The organism is Arthrobacter sp. B1805, assembly GCF_002929745.1.
GTDB lineage: Bacteria > Actinomycetota > Actinomycetes > Actinomycetales > Micrococcaceae > Arthrobacter_D.
Genome location: NZ_PJIQ01000002.1, coordinates 242,969 through 266,220, shown reverse-complemented (window position 1 = coordinate 266,220; position 23,252 = coordinate 242,969). Strand labels below are relative to the sequence as shown.

At 69.9% G+C, this 23,252-nt stretch carries 16 protein-coding genes; 8 read left to right on the top strand and 8 right to left on the bottom strand.

All coding sequences use genetic code 11. The features are described 5' to 3' along the window. Positions 1-39 precede the first annotated feature (39 nt). A complete protein-coding gene (locus CXQ96_RS03885; RefSeq protein ID WP_104116713.1) occupies positions 40-3,231 on the top strand; it encodes a glycoside hydrolase in 3,192 nt (1,063 codons plus the stop codon). A 111-nt stretch (positions 3,232-3,342) separates the two neighbouring features. On the opposite strand, the gene CXQ96_RS03880 is transcribed toward CXQ96_RS03885, so the two are convergent. Beyond that, complete coding sequence (locus CXQ96_RS03880) at positions 3,343-3,729, bottom strand: STAS/SEC14 domain-containing protein (protein WP_104116712.1); 387 nt, start codon at positions 3,727-3,729, stop codon at positions 3,343-3,345. 283 nt (positions 3,730-4,012) lie between these two features. Here CXQ96_RS03880 and CXQ96_RS03875 point away from each other — a divergent pair, with 283 nt between their 5' ends. Beyond that, positions 4,013-6,271 carry a bifunctional diguanylate cyclase/phosphodiesterase gene (locus CXQ96_RS03875; protein WP_181036340.1) on the top strand — a complete coding sequence of 753 codons (2,259 nt, stop codon included), beginning with the start codon at positions 4,013-4,015 and terminating at the stop codon, positions 6,269-6,271. Between the two features lie 422 nt (positions 6,272-6,693). On the opposite strand, the gene CXQ96_RS03870 is transcribed toward CXQ96_RS03875, so the two are convergent. From CXQ96_RS03870 to CXQ96_RS03855, 4 genes are all read right to left on the bottom strand, one after another. Next, positions 6,694-7,065: a hypothetical protein gene (locus CXQ96_RS03870; protein WP_146070804.1), complete on the bottom strand. Its 372-nt coding sequence runs from the start codon at positions 7,063-7,065 to the stop codon at positions 6,694-6,696. A gap of 68 nt (positions 7,066-7,133) precedes the next feature. Beyond that, the gene (locus CXQ96_RS03865) at positions 7,134-8,930 is read right to left on the bottom strand and encodes a S8 family serine peptidase (protein ID WP_146070803.1); all 1,797 of its coding nucleotides are present in this window, start codon (positions 8,928-8,930) and stop codon (positions 7,134-7,136) included. Positions 8,931-9,199: 269 nt separating this feature from the next. Continuing rightward, entirely contained in the window at positions 9,200-9,898 is a 699-nt protein-coding gene (locus CXQ96_RS03860) for a TetR/AcrR family transcriptional regulator (protein ID WP_104116708.1), read from the bottom strand. A 45-nt stretch (positions 9,899-9,943) separates the two neighbouring features. Further along, positions 9,944-11,257: a DUF3500 domain-containing protein gene (locus CXQ96_RS03855; protein ID WP_104116707.1), complete on the bottom strand. Its 1,314-nt coding sequence runs from the start codon at positions 11,255-11,257 to the stop codon at positions 9,944-9,946. 219 nt (positions 11,258-11,476) lie between these two features. Here CXQ96_RS03855 and CXQ96_RS03850 point away from each other — a divergent pair, with 219 nt between their 5' ends. Genes CXQ96_RS03850 through CXQ96_RS03825 form a run of 6 tightly spaced genes read left to right on the top strand, consistent with a single transcriptional unit; the run spans position 11,477 to position 20,380 of the window. Then, positions 11,477-12,973 (top strand): amino acid permease, encoded by a 1,497-nt coding sequence (locus CXQ96_RS03850; protein ID WP_104116706.1) that lies wholly within the window; start codon positions 11,477-11,479, stop codon positions 12,971-12,973. Between the two features lie 43 nt (positions 12,974-13,016). After that, positions 13,017-13,892, top strand: a complete 876-nt coding sequence (locus CXQ96_RS03845; protein ID WP_104116705.1) for an urea amidolyase associated protein UAAP1 — start codon at positions 13,017-13,019, stop codon at positions 13,890-13,892. After that, on the top strand, positions 13,889-14,554 hold the full coding sequence (locus CXQ96_RS03840; protein WP_104116704.1) for an urea amidolyase associated protein UAAP2: 666 nt from the start codon (positions 13,889-13,891) through the stop codon (positions 14,552-14,554). Before CXQ96_RS03845 ends, CXQ96_RS03840 begins: the two co-directional genes overlap by 4 nt. Then, positions 14,551-18,294, top strand: coding sequence for an urea carboxylase (gene uca / locus CXQ96_RS03835; protein WP_104116703.1), 3,744 nt, complete (start codon positions 14,551-14,553; stop codon positions 18,292-18,294). Before CXQ96_RS03840 ends, uca begins: the two co-directional genes overlap by 4 nt. After that, the gene (atzF, locus tag CXQ96_RS03830; RefSeq protein WP_104116702.1) at positions 18,291-20,150 is read left to right on the top strand and encodes an allophanate hydrolase; all 1,860 of its coding nucleotides are present in this window, start codon (positions 18,291-18,293) and stop codon (positions 20,148-20,150) included. Before uca ends, atzF begins: the two co-directional genes overlap by 4 nt. 2 nt (positions 20,151-20,152) lie before the next feature. After that, positions 20,153-20,380, top strand: coding sequence for a hypothetical protein (locus CXQ96_RS03825; protein WP_104116701.1), 228 nt, complete (start codon positions 20,153-20,155; stop codon positions 20,378-20,380). A gap of 20 nt (positions 20,381-20,400) precedes the next feature. Here CXQ96_RS03825 and CXQ96_RS03820 read toward each other — a convergent pair whose 3' ends face one another. The 3 genes from CXQ96_RS03820 to CXQ96_RS03810 are packed head-to-tail and all read right to left on the bottom strand — an operon-like array spanning position 20,401 to position 23,224. Next, entirely contained in the window at positions 20,401-21,207 is an 807-nt protein-coding gene (locus tag CXQ96_RS03820) for an ABC transporter ATP-binding protein (protein WP_104116700.1), read from the bottom strand. After that, the gene (locus CXQ96_RS03815) at positions 21,204-22,262 is read right to left on the bottom strand and encodes an iron chelate uptake ABC transporter family permease subunit (protein ID WP_104116699.1); all 1,059 of its coding nucleotides are present in this window, start codon (positions 22,260-22,262) and stop codon (positions 21,204-21,206) included. The genes CXQ96_RS03820 and CXQ96_RS03815 overlap by 4 nt, the downstream gene beginning before the upstream one ends. Next, on the bottom strand, positions 22,259-23,224 hold the full coding sequence (locus CXQ96_RS03810; protein WP_258058843.1) for an iron ABC transporter permease: 966 nt from the start codon (positions 23,222-23,224) through the stop codon (positions 22,259-22,261). Before CXQ96_RS03810 ends, CXQ96_RS03815 begins: the two co-directional genes overlap by 4 nt. Positions 23,225-23,252: the final 28 nt, after the last annotated feature.

Here is a 23,252-nt window from a genome sequence, read left to right as displayed (position 1 = left end):
CCCCTGCAGTTCATCCCTTTGCTGGAAGGAACATATTCAATGACGAATCGATCCAGGCGCGCCACTCAGGCCGCCGCCGTGGGGGTGGCCGCCGTCCTGGCTGCCGCCTCCCTCATCGGGGGTGCGGCGCAGGCCGCTCCCCCGGCTCCCCCCGCACCTGCGGCCGTGCCCGACGGCGCCCTCACCCTCACGCCCGACCCCTCCTACCAGGGCGAGGAGTTCGAGGGCTGGGGCACGAGCCTCGTGTGGTTCGCGAACGCGACCGGCGATTACCCCGACGAGATCCGGAACCGCCTCGCCGAGCTGGTGTTCGGGCCCGAGGGGCTCAACCTCAACATCGCGCGCTACAACATCGGCGGCGGCAACGCGCCGGACGTCAAGGACTACCTGCGCCCGGGCGGTGCCGTGGAGGGCTGGTGGAAGGCGCCAGAGGGAACCACGCGCGAGGACACCGACTGGTTCGACCCGGAGGACCCGGCCGACTGGAACCTGGAGGCGGACGCCACGCAGCGGTGGTGGATCGACCGCATCAAGCAGGACATCACGCACTGGGAGGCGTTCAGCAACTCGCCGCCCTACTTCCAGACCGTCAGCGGCTACGTCTCGGGCGGTTTCAATGCCACCGCGGACCAGCTGAAGACCGAGAGCATCGACGACTTCAACGCCTACCTCGTCCGCGTGGTCGAGGAACTCGAGGACGCCCACGGCATCACCGTCGACACGCTCGACCCGTTCAACGAGCCCAACACCAACTACTGGAGCACGCGACTCGACGCGAGCGGCCAGCCGGTCGGGGGACGCCAGGAGGGCGCGCACATCAGCCCGCAGCTCCAGCAGCAGGTGCTGCGGAACCTCGCACCCAAGCTCGACGCCGCCAGCACGGACGCCACCATCTCGGCGATGGACGAGACCAACCCGGGCACGTTCGCCACCAACTGGAACAGCTACCCCGAGGACGTCCGCGCCCTCGTGGACCAGCTCAACGTCCACACCTACGGCACCGGCCAGCGCACCACGGTGAGGGACATCGCCAAGGGCGAAGACAAGCCGCTGTGGATGAGCGAGGTCGAGGGCTCCTGGGGCAACGGCCAGAGCTTCACGAGCATGGAACCGGGCCTCGGCATGGCCAAGCGCATCACCGATGACCTCCGTGAGCTCGAGCCCAGCGCCTGGGTGTTCTGGCAGCCCGTGGAGGACTACGACAACATGAAGCCCGGCGGCGAGAGCGCTGCCGGCGCCAACTGGGGCAGCATCCAGATGCCGTTCGACTGCACCGATGCGGACACGCTCGAGAGCTGCCCCATCTACACGAACACCAAGTTCAACACCGTGCGCAACTACACGCACTTCATCAGGCCCGGCGACCGCCTGGTCCAGGTGAACGACGTCGACACCACCGCCGCCATCACGGAGACCGGTGCTGCCGTCGTCCACATCAACGAGTCCACCGACGCCAAGCCCGTGGTCCTCGACTTCTCGAAGTTCGCGTCCGTCGCCGCCGGCGCGACCGTGACCCCCGTGGTCAGCGACGCCAACGGAGCGCTCGTCGAGGGCACTCCGGTCGCGATCGAGGGCGGCTCCGCCGTCGTCACCGCGCCCGCCGAGTCCGTCACGACCTTCGTGGTCGAGGGCGTCTCCGGGATCGCCGAGGACGCGGCCGCCATCCAGGACGGTCACGTGTACCGGCTGCAGGGTGTGCAGAGCGGCAAGTCGATCGAGCCGACCGGCACCACCGCCGTCATCAGCGCGAGCGACCCCGGCGACGCCGGCCAGCTGTTCCGCTTCACGAGCCTGGCCGAGGACAACACCAACCGCGAGCGCTACTCCATCACCACGCTCGACGGCGCCTCGCAGCTCGCGGACGAGGGCGGCGCCGCCGTCGTCGCTCCTGCGGGAGCCAACCCGCGCGCGGAGTGGATCGCCTCGACCACCGGCGACGGCACCTACACGTTCGTGAACGCCGAGACAGGCCTGCTGCTCGAAGTGGGCGGCGGCTCGACGGCCGAGGGTGCTGCCGTGACCCTGTACATCGCGAACTCCGGCGCCAACCAGCGCTGGACGCTCATCGACGAGACCGTGCTGTCCGTGCAGGACGCCACGGTGTTCACCGTCCCGGGCATCGCACCCGTGCTGCCCGAGACCGTGACACCGGTGTACCGTGACGGCGAGCGCGGCGCGATCCCGGTCGAGTGGAAGGTCCCGAACGACAACCGCTGGAAGAAGCCCGGCACCGTCAAGGTCAAGGGCATCGCAACCGACCTCACCGGCACGCAGTTCCCCGTGGAGCTCACCGTCACCGTGGACACGCTCGTCTCCACGCAGCCGGCACGCGCGAAGGCCGTCGTCAACGGCCTGCCGACGCTGCCCGCGACCGTCACTGCCGTCGGCAGCCAGGGCGGAACCGTGGAGCGACCCGTCAGCTGGAACACCGCCGTCGGCTACCCGGCCCCCGGCGTGTACGAACTGGCGGGCACGGCCGACGACGGCAACGGCGGCACGCTTCCGGCAACCGTCCGCATCCAGGTCACCGAGGGCACGCTGGACAACGTGGCCGACGACGGCAACGGCGGCACCACCGCCCGCGCGACCTACACCGAGCCGGGTTACGGCACGGCCGGCCTGTTCAACGGCGACACCCGCGACAAGGCGTGGTCCAACTGGCGCTCCGGCACCAAGAACGCCGCCGACACGCTGACGGTCACGCTGCCGAAGGCGCAGACCCTCGGGGGCGTCGTCGTCCACTTCTTCCGTGACGGTTCCTCGGACAGTTACGCGCAGACCGTGCAGCTGCAGGTCCAGGGCGCCAACGGCCAGTGGACCGATGCGGGCGGGCCGGTCGCGGTGCGCGCGGGCTCTCCCGCGCCCGCGGTGACGCTGCCGATTGCGAGCCTGACGGCGTCGAGCGTGCGGGTGGTCATGACCGCCCGGTCGCAGACGCACATGGTGGTCAGCGAGATCGAGGTGCTCGGCTCCGTTCCGGCTGCCTCGTCGGATGCGGCTCTCGCGTCGATCAGCCTCGACGGTACGCCGATCGAGAGCTTCGATCCTGCGGTCACGGAGTACTCGGTGCCCGCTCGGGGCGAGGTGCCAGCGGTCTCGGTCGTCACCGCGGACCCGTACGCCACGGCTACCGTGACGCAGCCCTCGGGTGGGGACCGCACCGCCGTCGTCACCGTGACGAGTGAGGACGGTACCGCCACGAGCACCTACCGGGTGGACCTCACGAAGTAGTAGCTACTCCAGATCGACACGACGGGGCGTCCGCAGCAGCGGGCGCCCCGTCGTCGTTCCGCGGAACAACCGCTGAGCATGCGCGGAGCGTCTCCCGGCGTAACAGGTGCGTCAGGCGCTGTGCGGGTGGTTCGTGAGCCAGGCGCGCGCCTCGTCGTAGTCATCGAAGTGGCGGGTGGGATACGGCGGTTCGTGTACCTGTCTGAAGTACTGGCTCAGGGTTCGATCGACAGCCGAGGGGCCCACCAGTGCCAAGGCCGCTATGTTCAGGCCGGTCGCAAAATAGTGCAATGCGCCGCGGGCGAGGGACACCATCCCGTTGAGTTCCACGAGCATCGGCGGACACAGGTTCGGGCAGATCTGGTCGGCTCGCTTGATGAGTGCCACGGCCATGTCCTCGCTGACCGTCTCGCTGCTGCTCCACTTCACCCAGAGGATGCTGCCGCGCATCCCCGCCGTGAATGCTTCCACGTCCGTCACCTGTGGCTGACCGTCCACGCCGTCCTCCTCCGTGCCACATCTCCGTGGTGTCAGCAACACTACGTCCAATAGATGCGGGGCGTCGGGAGATACGGGTGACGTCGGGAAGCTGACCGGTGGTTCCGCACCCCGTCCTGACCGACTTGGCGCAATGCTTCGTGGTTCCTCGACAAAAACTCAGTGAGACTTCGTTTTCACCCGGCAGACTGAGGAGCAGCCGTGCCGAACGAGATAGGAGTGGTGAGGGTCGATGATTCGTCAGGAGCCCGTCGAGGTGCGCCGCCCTAAGGGCGGGGGTCCAATGGTGTGGTTTCTCGTCAGCCTTCTCCTGGTGGTCTCCGCGGCGTATGCGGCCGCTGTCGTCCTCAAACCCTCCGAGGAGTTCGATCCCCTGGTCGATGGCGCCCTGGGCCTCGTGGCCATGTGGGTGCCGGCCGCCGTGTCCTGGTTCACGGTCTGTCGGGCGGAAAGCCGCCGGCCGGACATCCTCCTCTCCGCGTGTGCCGTGTCCTGTTGGGCTGCAGGCACCACTTACTACGTGCTGTACGCAGCGGCCGGTGAGGATGTTCCCCTGCCGTCCCCGGCAGACTTCGGGTATTCCGGGTTCTACCTCCTGATGTTGGCTGCTCTCGCCTTCATCGTCCGCGACCGGCTTCGGGCCATGACGTGGTCGGTCATCCTGGACAGCGTCATCGGTGCCCTTGGAGCGGCTGCGGTGCTCTGCGTCGTCCTCGATCCGCTTCTGAACTCCACCATGGGCGGTCCCTGGACCCCCACGGCCTTGCTGGGGACGGGTTACCCGCTGATGGATCTCCTGCTGGTGGCGACCGTCATCGGGATCACCGCATCAACCGGGTTCTCGTTCGGCGAAGGGTGGGTCCTCGTTGTCCTGGGACTCCTGCTCTTCACTGGAGCCGATGTGACGTATGCCCTGTTGGAGCTGAACCATGATTACGTCCTCGGCACGCCCCTGGATGCCTCGTGGGCTGTCGGGCTGGCGCTGGTCGCAGCCTGGATTGCGCTTCAGGCACGAACCCCTGGGCGGCACAGCCGCCGGCGCGTAGCCGTCCCGGCACAGACCGTGCCCACGCTCGCAACGGTTGCCGGGTTGGGTGTCCTGATCCTGGCGTCCCAGGAGCGGGTCCTGGTGCTTGCCGTGGTCCTGGCCAGCCTCACTCTGACCCTTGCGATACTTCCGCTGGTGTTTCGCCAGCGGCTCCGGTTGTCACAGGCCACCACCCAGGCGCGCACGGATGAACTGACGGGCCTTCCCAACAGGCGGGCTCTCTACGCGGACGTGCCCGAACGGCTGGCAGCCGCCAGGCGTCGACGCAGTGCCGTACTGCTGCTGGATCTGGACAAGTTCAAGGAGATCAACGACGGCCTGGGCCATGACGTGGGGGACCGGCTCCTCGTTCAGGTGGCGGCGCGACTGTCCGGACAGCTACGGCCGACCGATCTGCTCGCCCGCATGGGCGGCGACGAGTTCGTGATCCACCTCGACAACTGCGGGCAGGAGCAGGCGCAGGCCGTCGCCCTGAAACTCAGGGCTGCCCTGGTAGAACCGTGCGACCTGGGCGATATCACTGTCCACGTCAGCGCGAGTATAGGGATTTCGTGCTACCCGGAGCAGGGCCAGGACCTCACCCTGCTGCTGCGCAAGGCCGACATGGCGATGTACTCGGCCAAGTCGACACGCAGCGGGCACGCCGTCTATGCCGACGGCGCGGCGGACCTCATCCCCCACCAGTTCCACACCGTGCAGGCCCTCAACGAGGCACTCCTCGAGGATCAGCTGATCCTTCATTTCCAACCGAAGATCGACCTCGCGACAGGAGCAGTGCGGGCCGTCGAAGCCCTGGTCCGGTGGGACCATCCAGCGCTGGGGCTACTCCAGCCCGAAGCTTTCCTCGCCCGGTTCGAGGAAGCCGGGCTCATGCCGGCGCTGACCAACGTCGTCCTGGGCCGGGCCCTGGACCAGGCCGCCGTGTGGGCGAAGGAAGGCCAGCCGCTGTCGGTGGCGGTCAATCTCTCCGCCTGTTCGGTCATGGACGCGCGCCTCCCTGCGCAGGTCGCCGAGATGGTCTCGGACCGAGGACTCACCCCGTCCGTACTCGTCCTCGAGATCACCGAGGACGTGCTGGTGGGTGATAGAAGCCGGGCGTCCACGACACTCTCGGCGCTTCGAGGAACGGGGGTGCGGATCGCGGTGGACGATTTCGGGAAAGGCTACAGTTCCCTGTCCTACCTCCGCGACCTGCCGATCGACGAGCTCAAGCTCGACAAGTCCTTCATCCTCACGATGATGGACGACACCCGCGCCACGGCGCTCGTGGTGTCGACGATCGACCTCGCGCACAGCCTGGGGCTCCAGATGACGGCGGAGGGCGTCGAGAACCTCGACACCTACCGAAGCCTCAGCGACTACGGCTGCGACTTCGCCCAGGGCTTCCTGGTGTCCAAGCCTCTGACAGCCCCGGAACTGGACGCGTGGTTCCAGACCCGAGGCCCCCTGCCTTCTGCCGCCGACTACGTTCCTACCGCTTCCCAGGCCGAATAGGGGGCTGCGCCGTGGTGCCGTTCGGAGGGATTTCGCTGGACAGCCGGGAACCTTCACTTCGGCACTCCAAGGAGGGCCCCCTTACCGGCATTTTCGAGTACCCGCCTGAGCAGATGGAGTAGCCAGTACTCGCGAAACCGGCACGGCCCTCCTCCTAGTGTTAACCGGGAAGATGCATTCCGTGCCCGCCGTTGTGCTGTGGCTGGGATGCCCTCTTCGTGCCGATCTTCTCTTGAGACCGGAAGATCACGGCACTGCGGCTTCCTCTGCCCCTTGGAGGCCGCCCCCAGTAAGTCGGCGGCGCCGAAGGCCCTCCTGAGACCAGGGACTTCATCAGGCGCCGCCGACTCCACGGACACATGTCGAGCGGGTCGGCCCGCCATGCGCCAACGGGTGGATCACCTTCACGGCCAATAGCGGCTTCACGGGCAATATCGGCGAAGCCAACCGATCGCTCTGGGTTCAGAGGTGAAGAACCGCGTGGGGTGCAGCGCCTGCTCCGCCCTCGCCGCGAGGACCCTGTCCATGGGGCCGGAACCGAGGAACGCGGCAGCGACTGCTCCTGTCTCCGTCGCGAAGGCCCGATGCGCATCGAGGCTCACGTAGCGGATGCCCCGGAAATCGATGAGGACCGCGTACGGCGCGTCGGCGGCGAGAACGGTGCTGCGGGCGAGAACATCCCGAGCAGCGGCTACAGAGATCTCGGCATTCGGGACCCATGCGAATCTGAGCAGACTTCGACCGATGCTGCTGACGCTGGCCTTTCCGCCCACGGCATCGCCATATCCCATCACGTGGCTGCCCTCCGTCCGGTGCAGGGGCTCATCCCCACCCGAACCCGGCGGCGTCGGGTTCGCGCTGATCAGTTGAGGGCTGTGATCGAGTTGGACCGCGATGACGCAGGGCTGCTGCCGACCCTATTGGTCGCCGTCACCGTGAAGGAGTATGTCCTGCCCGCAGTGAGACCTGTGATCCTCGCCGTAGTGGCGGTGCCCGCGATCGTGACGGCGCCGATTCTCTGGGTTCCGGAATAGGCGGTGATGGTGTGGCTGGTCAGTGCTGAGCCGCCGTCGCTGCCCTTGGTCCAGGAGAGTGACGCCGACCTGCTACCGGCGGTTGCTTTCACGGCGGTCGGAGCGGCAGGCGCTGTGGCGGCCAAGGGGGTGATGGTGTTGGATCTCGCCGACGCAGGGCTACTGCCGATGCTGTTGGTCGCAGTAACGGTGAAGGCGTACGCCTTTCCTGCGGTGAGGCCCGTGATTCGTGCGGTAGTGGCAGACGCCGGCACCGTCACGTTACTGATCACCTGGGTCCCGGAGTAGACCGTGATGGTCTGCCCGGTCAGGGCTGACCCGCCATCACTTCCCTTGACCCAGGACAGCGCTGCCGCCGACACCTCCGCGGTAGCGCTCACGGTGGTCGGCGCGGTCGGCGCCTTGGCAACGGGGGCAGGAGCGGGGGCAGGAGCGGGGGCAGGAGCGGGCGAACCCGCGTAGAGGAGCCTGTTCGGGGTTCCGGTACCGGCAGCCATCACCACGCCGGTGGTAGCCGTGCCGTTGAGCGTCGCCGCGACCTGCGCCGGGGCCATCGACGGCTGCTGGCCGAGCAGCAGCGCTGCTGCACCGGCAGCGTGCGGGGCGGCCATCGAGGTGCCGGACATCGTGGCCGTCGAGGTATCCGAGGTGTAGGACGCGGACAGTACGGACGCGCCGGGCGCGTACAGGTCGACACAGGACCCGAAATTCGAGAAGGAGGCCTGTCGGTCCGAGGAATCACTCGCCGCGACGGTCAGGGCTGCTGCCAGTCTCGCCGGGGAGGTGGAGCAGGCATCGGCCGCGGAGTTGCCCGCTGCCACGACGGCGGTGACGCCGTCGTTGATCACGCCCTGCAGTGCAGCGTCCACAGTAGAGCTCGCCGCACCGCCCAGGCTGAGATTGACGACGGCAGGGGTCCCTGCGGCGTGATGACCGGCCACCCAGTCCAGACCGGCGATGACGTCCGAAGTGTAGCCGGAACCGGTGCAGCCGAAGACCCGCACCGGGACGACCGTCGCGGCTTTCGCGACACCATAGGTGGCGCCCGCGATCGTGCCTGCGACGTGTGTGCCGTGCCCGTTGCAGTCGCCGGCACCTCGACCGTCCGCGATCGCGGACCAGCCCGTGCCGACGCGGCCGCCGAACTCCGCGTGGGAGCCGAGGACTCCGCTGTCCACCACGTACGCCGTGACGCCGGCCCCGGTCGTCGCCGTCGTGAACGAACCGGAGAGCGGCAACGTGCGCTGATCGATGCGGTCAAGTCCCCAGGGAGCTGGTTGCTGCGTCGCCGTCACTTCCATGACGGCGTCGACCTCGACGGCCTGCACCTGCGCCGACGCCGCCAGGTCCGCGGCCGCGGCCGGGGTGAGCGTGACGACGGCTGCACGCACCGCGTGGGAGAACTCCCGCTCCACCCGGATGCCCTTGCCGCGGAGAGCCCGTGCGGCGGCAGGGACGTCGGTGCCCGGGGCGTATCGGACGACATACCGGGCGGGCTTGTCTGCTGCAGGCTGCGCGACCTCCGGGGGTACCGGCACGACAGCCGAAGCGGCAGGCGTCACGCCGGCGAGCACTACGGAGGACAGCAGGGCGGCGGTGAGGATACGGGGCACCACAGGCAGCACGGAGGCCAGCTTTCACGTCGGGGATTTCCAGGGGAGGGACGGTGCGGGCATGCCCGCTACTTCACGGTAGAACGACGACGATCGGCATTCCCCTGATCTCGCACAATCCTGCGCGAAGCCTGACGATCATCGGGCTTTCGCTGCGCAACTGCCCGGTGTGCCCCGAGAAGGGCAGGCTCCGACACCGGTCACAGCCCTATCGGCCCGGAGCGCTCGCGGCCCTCGGCGCTGGTTCGTCCCCGGCCGCCCTGCTCGGCGCGGTCGCCTCGTCAGGCGTGCGGCAGCTCGCGTCCGAGCCGGTCGACGAGCTCCAGGCTCTGCTTCCGGATGGACCCGAGCATGCTGCCGGCTCCGCACAGGACCATCGCCGCGTCGGCCACCTGGAGTGGGGAAGCCGGCGTCACCTGCCCGTCGGCGCGAAGGCTCACGAGGGATTCGACCAGGCGGAAGGCCAGCTCCCCCTGGTGCTGGGGATCCCCCGGCCGGAGCGGTGCCGGGACGGCGGCGGCGCCGAGATTCCGGTATAGACCCCGCAGCTCCGCCCGATCCGCGAGGAAACCGCTGAAGCGCTCGTCCCGTGCCTCCGGCAGGTGGTAGAGGATGCCGACGTTCCACCGGCCGCTGCACAGTTGCGTGCCGTCGAACAGCGCGACGGCGTGAAGCCTGGCGGCCGGCGATGCCGCGCCCTCGTCCGTTGCCGGAACCTCGGCCACCGCCCGGGCGAAGGCGAGCCCTTCCGCGACCGTCCCGGCCAGGAGGTCCTCGAGGATGTCGTCCTTGGTGCCGAAGTGGTGATAGAGGGAGGACTGCCGCATGCCGACGGCGTCCGCGATGGCCCGCGTCGATGTCGTCGCGTAGCCCTGCGTCGTGAAGAGCTCGGCTGCCGCGTCGAGTATCTCCTCGCGGGCCGTGGCACCGGGTCGTGTCGATTGTCGCGCACGGGGGCGCCCTGGTCCGGCTAGTGTCACGCCCTCATTCTTGCACCCGGCACATCGGCTCCCGTGCGCTCCCGTCTAGCCGTTCGGCGGAGTTCCGCCGGGTGCGCCCATGCCGCCCATGCCGGTGGCCTCTTCCTGGGTGACACTGCCCGCGTAGTCGTTGGCGGGGTCGCGGTAGATGGTGTGGATGTGCCCCCAGCCACCGGTCACGACGCCGGCGACGTCGGCGCCTGCCGATCCCTGCTGGTTCGAGAACTCGATGAAGACATCGGGCCCGGAGATCTGGAAGTAGATCCCGTTCCCCTGCGTCATGTCGTAGACCGTGGCCCCGGACCAGTTGACGTAGGTCTCGTCGAGGGTTGCCTCGATCCCGGCGAGCGCATCGGCGGTCGTCTGCTCGTCCGCCAGGCCCACCCAGTTGGCGATCACGTCGAGGAGCAGTTGCTTCTGCTCGTCCGTGAGGTCCGAGCCGGGAATCCCGGTGCCCGTCGGGTAGTCGCACGTGCCGCCGGGAGCGCAGGTCAGGTTCGAGACCTCCGTGCCCTGGTAGAGGGCGGCCTGCTGCTCGGCGGTGAGGCTGTCGTAAAACGCGAACGCTGTCTCGTACATGCCGGACAGGGGCTGCACCTCCGTGCCGTCGGCGGCCGTATACACCGCGGGCTGCGAGCCGAGGTGGGTGGGGGCGAAGGTGATGGCATTTGCGGTGCCGTCGAGGGTGGCGTTGATGCCGAGGTGGTGGCCGCCGAACTGGACCTCCCATGCGCTGGTGTCGGAGGGGTCGCCGAAGAGGGCGATGTAGTACTGGCCGAGGGACGCCTCCGTGCTCGTGCTGTTCTCGAGGAGGTACTGGTCGCCGGCCATGATCCCGGTGACTTCCGCGTAGGCCTCCTCGCTGAGCAGCGATTCGAGGACGGCGAGTGCTGCCGCCTGCTGCTCCTCGGTGAGGGCGGTCAGGTTCAGGCCGGCCCGTTCGACGAAGGTCACCGGGAAGTTGGACCATGACGTGGTTCTCGTCGCGTCGTCGTAGGCGTACAGGACCTGCTCCTGCTGTTCCGCGGTGAGGGTGGCGAGGAAGGCCTGCGCTGCGGCCGCAGTGTCCGAGATCGTCCCCGCCGTCGTCGTCGCGCTGCCCGTCGTGACGCTGTCCCTGGCACTGTCCGTGGCGCTGTCCGTCGTACCGGAGGAAGCGGTTGAGGAGTCGGTGGCGGCTGACGCGGCGGAGGACGAGGATGTGGCGGCCGTCCCGGTGCCGATGGACGCCGGATCGGCGGACACGCTGCAGGCGGCGAGGGAACCCGCGAGGGTCAGGGCCGCGAGGGACGACGCGAAGCGGTACCAGAGGCGTCGCGAGGGGGACGTGGGCTGAGGGGCGGTGCGGGAAGTAGTCATGGGAACAGTGAAGTGGCGGACCCTATCCGCCCTGTAGGTGGGCGCTGTGTCCGACCTGTGAGGGCGAAACATCACGGAAACAACCTCCTCACACGCCTTTTACCTCCGGGAAACCCGAGCGGGACGTCGGATTGGAAAACTATCAAGTGATCGGTATTACGCAGGAACCGCGCTCCTGCTCCCGCCGGCACCCATCCCGTTCGAGCCCCGGAGACACCGATGACGATTCCAACCTCGACCCACACGGACGACGCCGACCTCACGTCCCTCGGCTACGAGCCCTCCCTGCACCGCAAGCTGGGCCGGTACGCCTCCTTCGCGGCGGGATTCTCCTTCGTCTCCATCCTCACCACGATCTTCCAGCTCTTCGCCTTCGGCTACTCGTTCGCCGGCCCGGCGTTCTTCTGGACGTGGCCCATCGTCCTCGTCGGGCAACTCCTCGTGGCCCTCAACTTCGCCGAACTCGCCGCACGGTATCCGCTTTCCGGTGCCGTCTACCAGTGGGCCCGGCGCATCGGCGGCGAGACGGTGGGCTGGTTCGCCGGGTGGTTCATGGCGGTGGCCCAGGTGGTCACCGCGGCCGCTGCTGCCATCGCCCTCCAGGTCGTGCTGCCGCAACTGTGGAGCGGCTTCCAGCTCGTCGGCGGGGACCCCGCGCTCAACACGGTCACGGGTGCAGCGAACGCCGTCGTTCTCGGTGCCATCCTCCTCGTGGCAACGACCGTCATCAACGCGATGGGCGTCCGGCTCATGGCGCACGTCAACTCCGTCGGTGTGACCTGCGAGATCGTCGGCGTCGTCGCCGTTGTCCTCGCCCTCATCACCGCGGCGCAGCGCGGGCCCGACGTCGTGATGGACACCACGGTGCTGCAGAGCTCGGACCTGGGCGCCGTCGGGGCGTTCCTGGTCTCCGGCCTCATGGCCGCCTACGTCATGGTCGGCTTCAACTCGGCCGGCGAACTCTCCGAGGAGACCCGCGATCCCCGCCGCACAGCACCGCGCACCATCATCTCCGCCCTCGTGATCTCCGGGATCGGCGGGGCCCTCATGATCATCACCGCCCTCATGGCGGCGCCGAGCCTCGACGACGGCCGGCTCGCCACCGAGGGTCTCCCCTACGTCCTGACCGCCGTGCTGGGCACCTTCTGGGGGAAGGTGCTGCTGGTCGACGTCGCCATCGCGATCTTCGTCTGCACCTTGGCCATCCAGACCGCGGGCTCGCGCCTCGTCTTCTCGATGGCACGTGACGGCAAGCTCCCCGCCTCCACGCTCCTGGCCACGGTCCACCCCCGCCGCGGAACCCCGATGTGGCCGTCGATCGTCATCGGCGCGCTCGCCGTCGGAGTCCTGGCCATCAATGTGGGCAACGCCGCGCTCTTCACCACGCTGACCAGCGTCTGCATCGTCATGGTCTACATCGCCTACCTGCTGGTCACCGTCCCGCAACTGGTCAACCGCCTGCGCGGCGACTGGGACCGCGTGGGGCAGACGATGCCGGCCGGCCTCTTCTCGCTCGGCCGCTGGGGCCTTCCCGTGAACGTCCTCGCTGTCCTCTACGGCGCCGTCATGGTCGTGAACCTCGCCTGGCCCCGCCCCGAGGTGTACGACCCCGCCGGCGAGAACGGGATCCTCCTCTACTCCGCGCCCCTCATGGTGACCGTCGTACTGCTCCTGGGTCTGTGGATCCGGAGGAGCATCACGGCCAGGGCCTCCTGAACGCCAGCCACCGCACCTCTGCCGCACTTCAGACAGGACCGACATGACACAGACCACCGACACCCCGGCAGGCACGGCCACCACGGCCGGAGCCCGGGCCCACGCCCGGGAGCAGCACCACCGCACCGCGGACACGATGCGCCACATCCCGCTGACCACCGCTCCCACCCGAGTCACTGGCGCGCTGCCCGATGGCGCCGCAGACAGCCTGGTCTGGTCGGAGACGCTCGCGTTCGGTCGCTACACGACCCTGCAGCTCGCCCGCGGCACACGCCTCCGGCTCACCGACTCCGGGGATTCGTGTGTCCACACCCTCCTGTACAGAGCCGGAGCACTCCACGAACGCTACAACGCGGCTGATTCCGTCAAGGTCCCGTGGCAGGCCTATCCGGGAGCAGGGCACCCGCTCCTGTCCGACGCCGGGCGCCTTCTGGCCACGATCGTCGAGGACACTTCGGGCAGCCACGATGCGCTGACGGGCGCCACCACCCTCGCCGGTAACACGGCGCGGTACGGGGCAGGCACGGCGCACAGTGCTTCACCCGCGGCGCGCGAACTGCTGACGCTGGGAGCACTGAAGAACGGACTCGGTCCGCGCGATGTCGCGCCGTCGCTCACCTTCTTCAAGGGCGTCCGGGTCGACGGCGACGGCGGCATCCGCTTCACGGGAAGCGCCGGCCCCGGAGCACACGTCGACCTGCTGCTGCAGGTGGACGCCGTCGTCGTGCTGGCCAACACCGCCCATCCGCTGGACCCGCGCGCCGACTTCACCGGCACCGCCGTGGACATCGCCGCGTGGCGGTCACCAGGGGACCTCGCCGCACTGGCGCACGGGAACCTGGTGGGGCCGTTGACGCCGGAGCACCAGCAGGCACTGAACAACACCGAGCACGATCTCGCCGCAAGGAGCACCCGATGACCACCACCCTCTCGCAGCCCGCGAGCAGCATCGCCCTCGCGCCGGGCGCCGTCGTCCTCGACGAGTACGTCGAGGCACGCGGGCCCTGGTCCGCCGTCGTCGCAGCCGGTGACGTCCTCACCATTGTGGACCTCGACGGCAACCAGGCCGTCGACTGCCTGCTCTACGCCGCCGAGGACACCACCGTTCGCTACTCCGCATCGGTCACCATCGCCCAGCAGCAGTCCATCGTCCTCACCACCGGCTCCGTGCTGCGCGCCGACACGGGGCTCGCGCTCATGACCGTCGTCGCCGACGAGGTGGGCGTGCACGACACCATCGGGGGCGCGTGCTCGCAGGAGTCGAACACCCTGCGGTACGGCCAGCACACCCGCGAGCAGCACGCCTGCGTGGAGAACTTCCTCATCGAGGGCTCCCGCTGGGGACTCGGCAAGCGGGACCTCGTCTCCAACATCAACTGGTTCATGAACGTGCCGGTCGACCCGGACGGTGCCCTCGGGATCGTCGACGGCCTCTCCGCTCCCGGCAAGCGCATAGCGCTCCGCGCCGAGGTGGACACCCTGGTGCTCGTCTCAAACTGCCCGCAGGTCAACAACCCCTGCAACGGCTTCAACCCCACGCCCGTCCGCATGATCGTCACCCGCCCGGAGAACATCGCATGAACCGCTTCGACACCCTGCTCGTCGCCAACCGCGGCGAGATCGCCTGCCGCATCATCGAGTCCGCCCGGAAGCTCGGCCTGCGGACGGTCGCCGTCTTCTCCGAGGCGGACCGCGGCGCCCGCCACGTCCGGCTGGCCGACGAGGCCGTGCTCCTCGGCCCGGCACCCGCCAAGGAGTCCTACCTGCGGGTCGACGCCCTGCTCGCCGCCGCCGCGTCGACCGGTGCTGGAGCCATTCACCCGGGCTACGGCTTCCTCTCGGAGGACGCCGAGTTCGCGGAGGCCGTCGAGGCCGCCGGGCTGGTCTTCGTCGGCCCCACTCCAGAGCAGCTGCGCATCTTCGGCACCAAGCACACCGCCCGCGACGCCGCGCAGGCCGCCGGCGTTCCCATGATCGCGGGGTCCGGACTGCTCGACGGCGTCGAGGACGCCCTCGCCGCCGCGCAGACCATCGGCTTCCCGCTCATGCTCAAGGCGACCGGCGGTGGAGGCGGCATCGGCATGACGGTGTGCCGCACGGAGGAGGAACTCGCGGAGAGCTTCCCGAGGGTCTCCCGGCTCGCCGGCGCGAGCTTCGGCACCGCCGGGGTCTTCGCGGAGCGGTACGTGGAGAACGCGCGCCACGTCGAGGTCCAGGTCTTCGGCGACGGAGCCGGCCGGGTGGTCAGCCTCGGTGACCGCGACTGCTCCCTGCAGCGCCGCCACCAGAAGGTCCTCGAGGAAGCACCTGCACCGGACCTGCCGGACGCCCTCCGCGAGGAGCTGCACCGCAGTTCGCGGGCACTCTGTGCGTCGCTCGGCTACCGCTCGGCGGGAACCGTCGAGTTCGTCTACGACTCCGCCCGGCAGGAGGCCTCGTTCCTCGAGGTGAACGCCCGCCTGCAGGTCGAGCACCCCGTCACGGAGTCGATCACGGGCGTCGACCTCGTCGAGTGGATGCTCCACCTCGCGCAGGGCGGACCCGACGCCGCAGCCGTCCTCGCCGACGTCCCCGACAGCGTGCCGGTCTCGGGCTGTTCCGTCGAGGCACGGGTGTACGCGGAAGACCCCGCCCGTGGCTTCCAGCCCAGCGCGGGCACGATCACCAACGCGGAATACCCCGCGGCGGAGCACGTCCGCGTGGACACGTGGGCCGAGACCGGCAGCGAGGTCTCCACCAACTACGATCCCCTGCTGGCGAAGATCATCACCTCCGGCACCACCCGCGACGAGGCCTTCGACCGGCTCGCCGACGCCCTGCGCGGCACTCGGATCGACGGCATCGAGACCAACCTCGGGATGCTCCGCACCGTCAGCACGCTCGACGTCGTCCGCGTGGCGGCGCACTCCACCAGCACGCTCGACGCCGTCGGCGACCCGGAACCACGCATCACCGTCGAGCGCCCGGGACTGCAGACGAGCGTGCAGGACTGGCCCGGCCGCACCGGCCTGTGGCAGGTCGGCGTCCCGCCGAGCGGTCCGATGGACGACCTCTCCTTCCGCCTCGGCAACCAGGCCCTCGGCAATCCGGAGGGTGCCCCCGGCCTCGAGTTCACGATGACCGGGCCCAGCCTGACCTTCTCGCACGAGACCACCGTGTGCGTGACGGGCGCCGACGTGCGCATCACGGTGGACGACGTCGTCGTTCACGCGTGGGAGCCGATCACGGTGCCGGCAGGCGGAACGCTCGACGTCGGCGCGGCGGAGGGAGCGGGTCTCCGCGGCTACGTCCTCTTCGCGGGGGGGCTCGACATCCCGCAGTACCTCGGCAGCGCGTCGACCTTCACGCTCGGCCAGTTCGGCGGACACGCAGGGCGCGTCCTGCGGACCGGCGACGTGCTGCGGACCGTTTCCGCGGAGGAATCCGGCGGATCACCGGTGCCGCTCGACGCCCGGCCCGCGCTGACGAGCCGCTGGGAGCTCACCGTCGTCGAGGGTCCGCACGGGGCCCCCGAGTTCTTCCAGCGCGAGGACATCGACGACCTGCTCGCCACGGACTACGAGGTGCACTTCAACTCCGCGCGCACCGGCGTCCGGCTCATCGGCCCGAAGCCGCGCTGGGCACGGAACGACGGCGGCGAGGCCGGCCTGCACCCCTCCAACATCCACGACACCCCGTACTCGGTAGGTGCCCTCGACTTCACCGGAGACACCCCGATCCTCCTCGGACCGGACGGGCCGAGCCTCGGCGGGTTCGTGTGCCCGGTAACGGTCGTGACGGCCGACCGCTGGAAGCTCGGGCAGCTCCGCCCGGGCGACACCGTGCGCTTCGTCCCGGTGCAGGCCGTCCAGGCGCCGTCGCTGCGGGACCTCGGTCCCGGGCGGCAGCTGATCCTGCCCGGCACGGCGGGATTCGCTCCCGGCGCACCGGCCGGGATGAACACCCGAGCGTCCCGCCGCGGCGACGGTGACGACGGCGTCCTGGCGCGCGTCGCCGAAGAACCGGGCAGGCCCGCCGTGACCTACCGCCGGTCCGGCGACGACAACCTCCTCGTCGAGTACGGCGACATGGTGCTCGACCTCGGTCTCCGGGCCCGCGTACACGCCCTGCACCAGGCCGTCGAGCAGATGCGGCTCGCCGGCGTCGTGGACCTCACGCCCGGCATCCGCAGCCTCCAGATCAAGGTAGATCCCTCCGTCCTTTCCAGCCGCCGCCTGCTCGAGGTGGTTCAGGACATCGAGAGCTCCCTGCCCGCCAGCTCGGAGCTCGTGGTGCCCAGCCGTTCCGTCCGCCTGCCCCTCTCCTGGGACGACCCCGCCACGCGTGAAGCGATCGAGCGGTACATGGCCGGAGTGCGCGACGACGCCCCCTGGTGCCCCTGGAACATCGAGTTCATCCGGCGCATCAACGGGCTCGAGTCCGTGAACGACGTCTTCGACACCGTGTTCGACGCCGAGTACTTGGTCCTCGGCCTCGGCGACGTGTACCTCGGGGCCCCTGTCGCGACGCCGCTCGATCCCCGGCACCGCCTCGTCACCACCAAGTACAACCCTGCACGGACCTGGACGCCGGAGAACGCCGTCGGCATCGGGGGCGCCTACATGTGCATCTACGGCATGGAAGGCCCCGGCGGGTACCAGTTCGTGGGCCGGACCACCCAGGTCTGGTCACGCTACGCCGATGCCGCGCCGTTCGAGCCGGGATCCCCGTGGCTGCTGAGGTTCTTCGACCGCATCTCCTGGTACCCGGTCAGCCCGGAGGAACTGCTCGACCTGCGGGCGGACATGGCCGCGGGTCGGGGCCGCGGCGTCGAGATCGAGGACGGGACGTTCTCCCTCGCGGAGCACGAGCGCTTCCTGGCGGACAACAGCGCGTCCATCGCGGAGTTCCGCGTGCAGCAGTCGGCGGCCTTCGCCGTCGAACGCCAGGCCTGGGCCGACGCCGGCGAGTTCGACCGCGCCGACGCCGCAGCCGCCGTCGTTCCCGACACCGAGGACCTCGTGGTGCCCGACGGCGCCTCCCTGGTCTCCGCGCCCTTCGCCGCCAGCGTCTGGAAAGTGGATGTGGCCCCGGGCGACACGGTGCTGAAGGGGCAGCCCCTCGTCTCGCTCGAGGCCATGAAGATGGAGACCGTCCTCAGCGCACCCTGCGACGGGCTGGTGTTGCAGGTCCTGCCCCTCGCAGGTTCGCAGGTCGTGGCCGGCGAGGCCCTCGTCGTGCTGGGCGCGTCCCCCGGGACGGAGCCCGGGACTGATCAGGACCCGTCATCCCGGCCGGAGCAGCAACCCGAAGCACGCGAGACGGAAGAGGTAGCCGCATGAGCACCCTGGCAACCGACCGGGTACGGGCCGCACTGGCGGCCGTGGACGCCGTCGACCGGCCCGAGATCTGGGTGACCCTCCGCACGGAGGAGGACCTCCTCGCCGAGGCCGCCGCCGTCGACGCGCGGATCAGCGGCGGCGAGGAGCTCCCTCTGGCGGGACTGGTGCTCGCCGTGAAGAACAACGTGGACGTGGCAGGCGTGCCCACCACCGCGGCCTGCCCGGGCTTCGCCTACCTCCCGGAGCAGGACGCGGAAGCGGTGCGCCGCCTGCGGGCAGCGGGCGCAGTGGTGCTGGGGGCCACCAATCTGGACCAGTTCGCCACCGGACTCGTGGGCACGCGCAGCCCCCACGGCGCGGTCCGCGACTCCCGGCGCCCGGAGTACATTTCCGGCGGGTCCAGCTCCGGGTCGGCCGTCGCCGTCGCGCTGGGACTGGCCGACATCGCGATCGGGACCGACACCGCCGGCTCGGGCCGCATCCCCGCCGGCCTCCAGGGGATCGTCGGTATCAAGCCGACCCTGCACGTCGTCCCGACCGACGGCGTCGTGCCGGCCTGCCGTTCCTGGGACGCCGTCACCATCCTCGCGCGGGACCTCGCGATGGCGGAACGCGCAATGGGCGTCATGGCAGGCGGCTCGCGGGCCTGGCCGTCCGGGGTCCGCCTCGCAGCCCCTGCGCGGCCGCGCGTCGCCTATCCCTCCGAGCTGCCCGAGCTGTCCCCCGCCTGGGCTGCGGAGTTCGGCCGTCAGGTCGCCCGGCTCGAGGCGTCCGGCGTCGAGGTCCGGCCCGTGCCGATCGATGTGTTCCTGCAGGCTGCGCGGCTGCTGTACGACGGCGCGCTCGTCGCGGAACGGTATGCCGCCGTCGGAGCCTTCGTGGACAGCGCAACCGGGGACGGCAATCCCGCGGGCCTCGATCCCACGGTCGCGGGCATCATCGGCCGCGCGGGAGCACTTCCCGCGCACCAGTACGTGACGGACACCGCCCGGCTGGCCGTCCTCGAACGGGAAGCGCTGGCACAGCTCGAGGGCTTCGACGCCCTTCTAGTCCCGACGGCACCAGTCCATCCCCTCCTTGCCGAGGTTGCTGCGGACCCCGTGGGCGTGAACTCGCGCATGGGCACGTACACGAACTTCTGCAATCTCTTCGACCTCTGCGCGGTGGCCGTGCCCGCGGGCGAGGTCGACGGCGCCCAGTTCGGCGTGACCGTCGTCGGACGCACGTTCGACGACGCCGTGGTGGCGGACATCGCCCGCCGGATCGAGCTCACTCCCGCTCCGCCCGCCCTCTTCGCCTCCGGTGCTGTCGCCCCGACGGGCACTGCCGGTCAGCCGTGGCCGCTGGCAGCCGGAGCGGCCGGCGTCCCGCTCGTCGTCGTCGGCGCGCACCGCCGCGGTCAGGTACTCGCCCGCGAGCTCGAGGCGCTCGGCAGCTACTGGGATGGTCCCGTGCGGCTGGCCGCCCGCTACCGCATGGTGGCCCTGGACACGGAGCCGCCCAAGCCCGGCGTGTACCGCGCGGACGACGGCGGCGAACTCGTCGCCGAACGCTGGATCCTGGCCGAAGCTGCACTCGGACGGTTCCTCGCGGCCCTGCCCGAACCCATGCTGCTCGGCTCGGTCCGCCTGACCGATGGCACCACCGCGGTCGGCTTCGCCTGCGACGCCGTCGCCGCCGCCAGTGGCCGCGACATCACGCACTACGGGGACTGGCTCGCCGCGACAGCAGCGGTTTCTGCCGGATCGGAAAGCCCGGAGCGGAAAGCGCCGGGCGAACCGGCCCACGGCGGCCTGCGTGATTTCCTCGTCACCGGGCTCTCCCGCGGCCTTCATGCCGATACCAGGCGCGGCTAGCCGTGGAACGCACCTCCGATGCGCACCTGCCCGCCGCACGCGCCGCCGTCGGCCGGGGCGGGAACGCCCAAGGGAGCAGGACCCGATGGTGGGAACGGATCACCGGCCGTCCCGGCGAGCGCCCGGCACGATCCGCTGTCCCGGACGCGAGGGCCGAGGTGGAGTGGCAGTACCTGTGGTTGCTCCCCGGTGACGCGCCCTACGCCGCGCCGCCGGTCAGCAGCTCCTAGCCACGTCGGACGGGCACGGCCTACCCCGCCGTGGTGTGGTGGCGCCCCAGTGGAAGCATGAGCGGCTTGTCTGAGGTGGGATCGCGGACCACTTTGCAGTCGAGTCCGAAGACCGCACGGATGGTGCCCTCGGTGAGCACCTCGTCGGGCGTGCCCACCGCGTGGATCCGGCCCGCCGTCAGTGCGATCAGGTGGTCCGCGTAACGCGCGGCCAGGTTCAGGTCATGCAGGACGATGACGATCGTGGTCCCACGGGTGCGGTTGAGGTCCGTCAGGAGGTCGAGCACCTCGAGCTGGTGGCTGACGTCCAGGAAGGTGGTCGGCTCGTCGAGCAGGAGCACATCGGTCTGCTGGGCCAGGGCCATGGCGATCCATACGCGCTGGCGTTGCCCTCCGGACAGTTCATCGACGGGCCGGTCGGCGAGCGCGGCGGTGTCGGTCGCGGTGAGGGCGTCGGCGACCGCCTGGTCGTCCGCGGGCGTCCAACGGGAGAACAGGCCCTGGTGCGGGTGCCGCCCCCTGCCCACGAGGTCGGCCACGGTGATGCCCTCCGGCGCGGTGGGCGACTGCGGGAGGAGGCCGAGCGTCCGTGCGAGTTCCTTCGCGGGAATCTGGTGGACCGCGCGCCCGTCCAGCACCACCTGTCCGCCGCGGGGTGACAGGAGCCTCGACATCGCACGCAGCAGGGTCGACTTGCCGCACGCATTGGCTCCTACGATCACCGAGATGCTGCCCATCGGCACCTCGAGGTCGAGGTGCTCGATGACGGTGCGGGCTCCGTAGCCCACCGTCAGTTGCTGGACCTGGAGAGTGTGGGCCGATGTCATAGCGAGCCTCCCGCGCGGTTCGTCCGCACAATCAGATAGACGAGGTACGGCGCCCCGAGCACGCCGGTAATGACTCCCACCGGGTAGCGGACGCCGAAGGCGTACTGCCCCAGGAAATCGGCCATGACCACGAGCAGGCTGCCGACCAGGGCGCTGGGGATGAGCAGGGACCCTCCCGGGCCGACGATCCTGGCGGCGATCGGACCGGAGAGGAACGCGACGAAAGCGATAGGCCCTGCGGCCGCTGTCGCAAAGGCGATGAGCCCCACGGCAGCGATGATCACGAGGATCCGCGTGCGCTCGACCCTGACACCCAGGGCCGCCGCGGTGTCGTCCCCGAGTTGGGACGCGGTCAGGTTGCGGGACTGGGTGAGCAGGATGGGCATGAGGACGGCGAGCGCGATGGCAACGGGCACCACCTCGGACCACCTCGCACCGTTCAGGCTGCCCGTCAGCCACCGGGAGGCCTCCTGCAGGTCCCACTGGGCGGCCCGGCTCAGGACGTAGGCCGTCACGCTGTCGAGCATGGCGGCGATGCCGATGCCGATCAGGATAAGCCGCGTCCCCACGACGCCGTCCCTGAAGGACAACCCGTAGACCAGCAGCGCTATCCCGAGGCCCGTGGCGATCGCGACGACGGACACCTGGGTCGCCCCGAGGCCGAGCGTGATGATGGCGAAAGCCGCCGCGGCACTCGCGCCCGCACTGATGCCGATGATGTCCGGACTCGCGAGCGGATTCCGGAGCATGGTCTGGAAGGTGACGCCGCCGACACCGAAGCAGAGTCCGGCGATCACCGCGAGCGTGGCCCGGGGCAGCCGAAGCCGCCCGACGGTGAAGCCGGCACCGCCGACGTCCTGGCCCAGGAGAACGCCGAGGACGTCCTTCGGGGAGTAGTAGGTCTGCCCGAAGGAGAGTGAGGCCGCGAAGGCGATGACGATGAGCGCGGCGAGCACGCCGATGACCGTGCGCCGCCGCCCGGTGCGCCGCCGTCGTCCCGCTGCGATCTCCGCGGCCGAAATCCCTGCCCGCGGGGGTGCCTGCAGAGTCGTCATAGTTCCCGGACCTTCTGGCGGCGGACGATATGGATGAAGAACGGCGCACCCACGAGCGCGGTGATGATCCCGACGTCGATCTCCTCGGGGCGCGCAACGATGCGTCCGAGGACATCCGTGGAGGTGAGCAGGACTGCCCCGAGGACCGCGGACATCGGCAGGAGCCAGCGGTGGTCCACGCCGAAGAGCAGACGGCATGCGTGCGGTACGACGAGCCCGACGAAACCGATGGGCCCCGTCACCGCGGTCACGGCCCCGCAGAGGAGGACGGCTCCGAACGCGGCCGTCCCGCGCGCGACGGCCACGCGTTCGCCGAGCCCCGCAGCGAGCTCGTCACCGAGGGCGAGGGAGTTCAGGGAGCGTGCGGAGACGAGGCTGAGGACGAGGCCCCCGACCAGGAAGGGCAGGACCTGCGTGATGCTCTGCACGGTGGCGCCGCCGACGCCACCGATGAGCCAGGACCGTACGCTGCCCGAGATGTCCCCGCGGGGTAGCACGATGGCACTGATGAGCGAGGTGAGCGCTGCCGAGGTGGCTGCACCCGCCAGCGCGAGCTTGAGGGGAGTGGCTCCCCCGCGGCCCAGCGAACCGACGACATAGACGAACACCGCCGTGACGGAGGCGCCCGCGATCGCGACCCAGATGTAGCCCGTCGCCGAGCTGAGACCGACCGTCGCGATGGCCACCACGACCGCGAGGGAAGCACCCGTGTTGACGCCGAGGATCCCGGGGTCGGCCAGGGGGTTCCGGGTGACGCCCTGCATGACCGCGCCGGAGAGGCCCAGCGCTGCTCCCGCCAGCACGGCCAGCACCGTTCGCGGGATGCGCTTCGCCACGGCCGCCTCGTTGAACCCGTCCGTCGACCCGCCGAGGGCTGCCACGACGTCCGACAGTGGGACGTCCCGGGAGCCGATGGTGACCGATGCGAACAACGTGACGCCCAGGATTCCTACCAGGACCAGGAGCCAGAACGGCCGAAGCCGCCGGAGG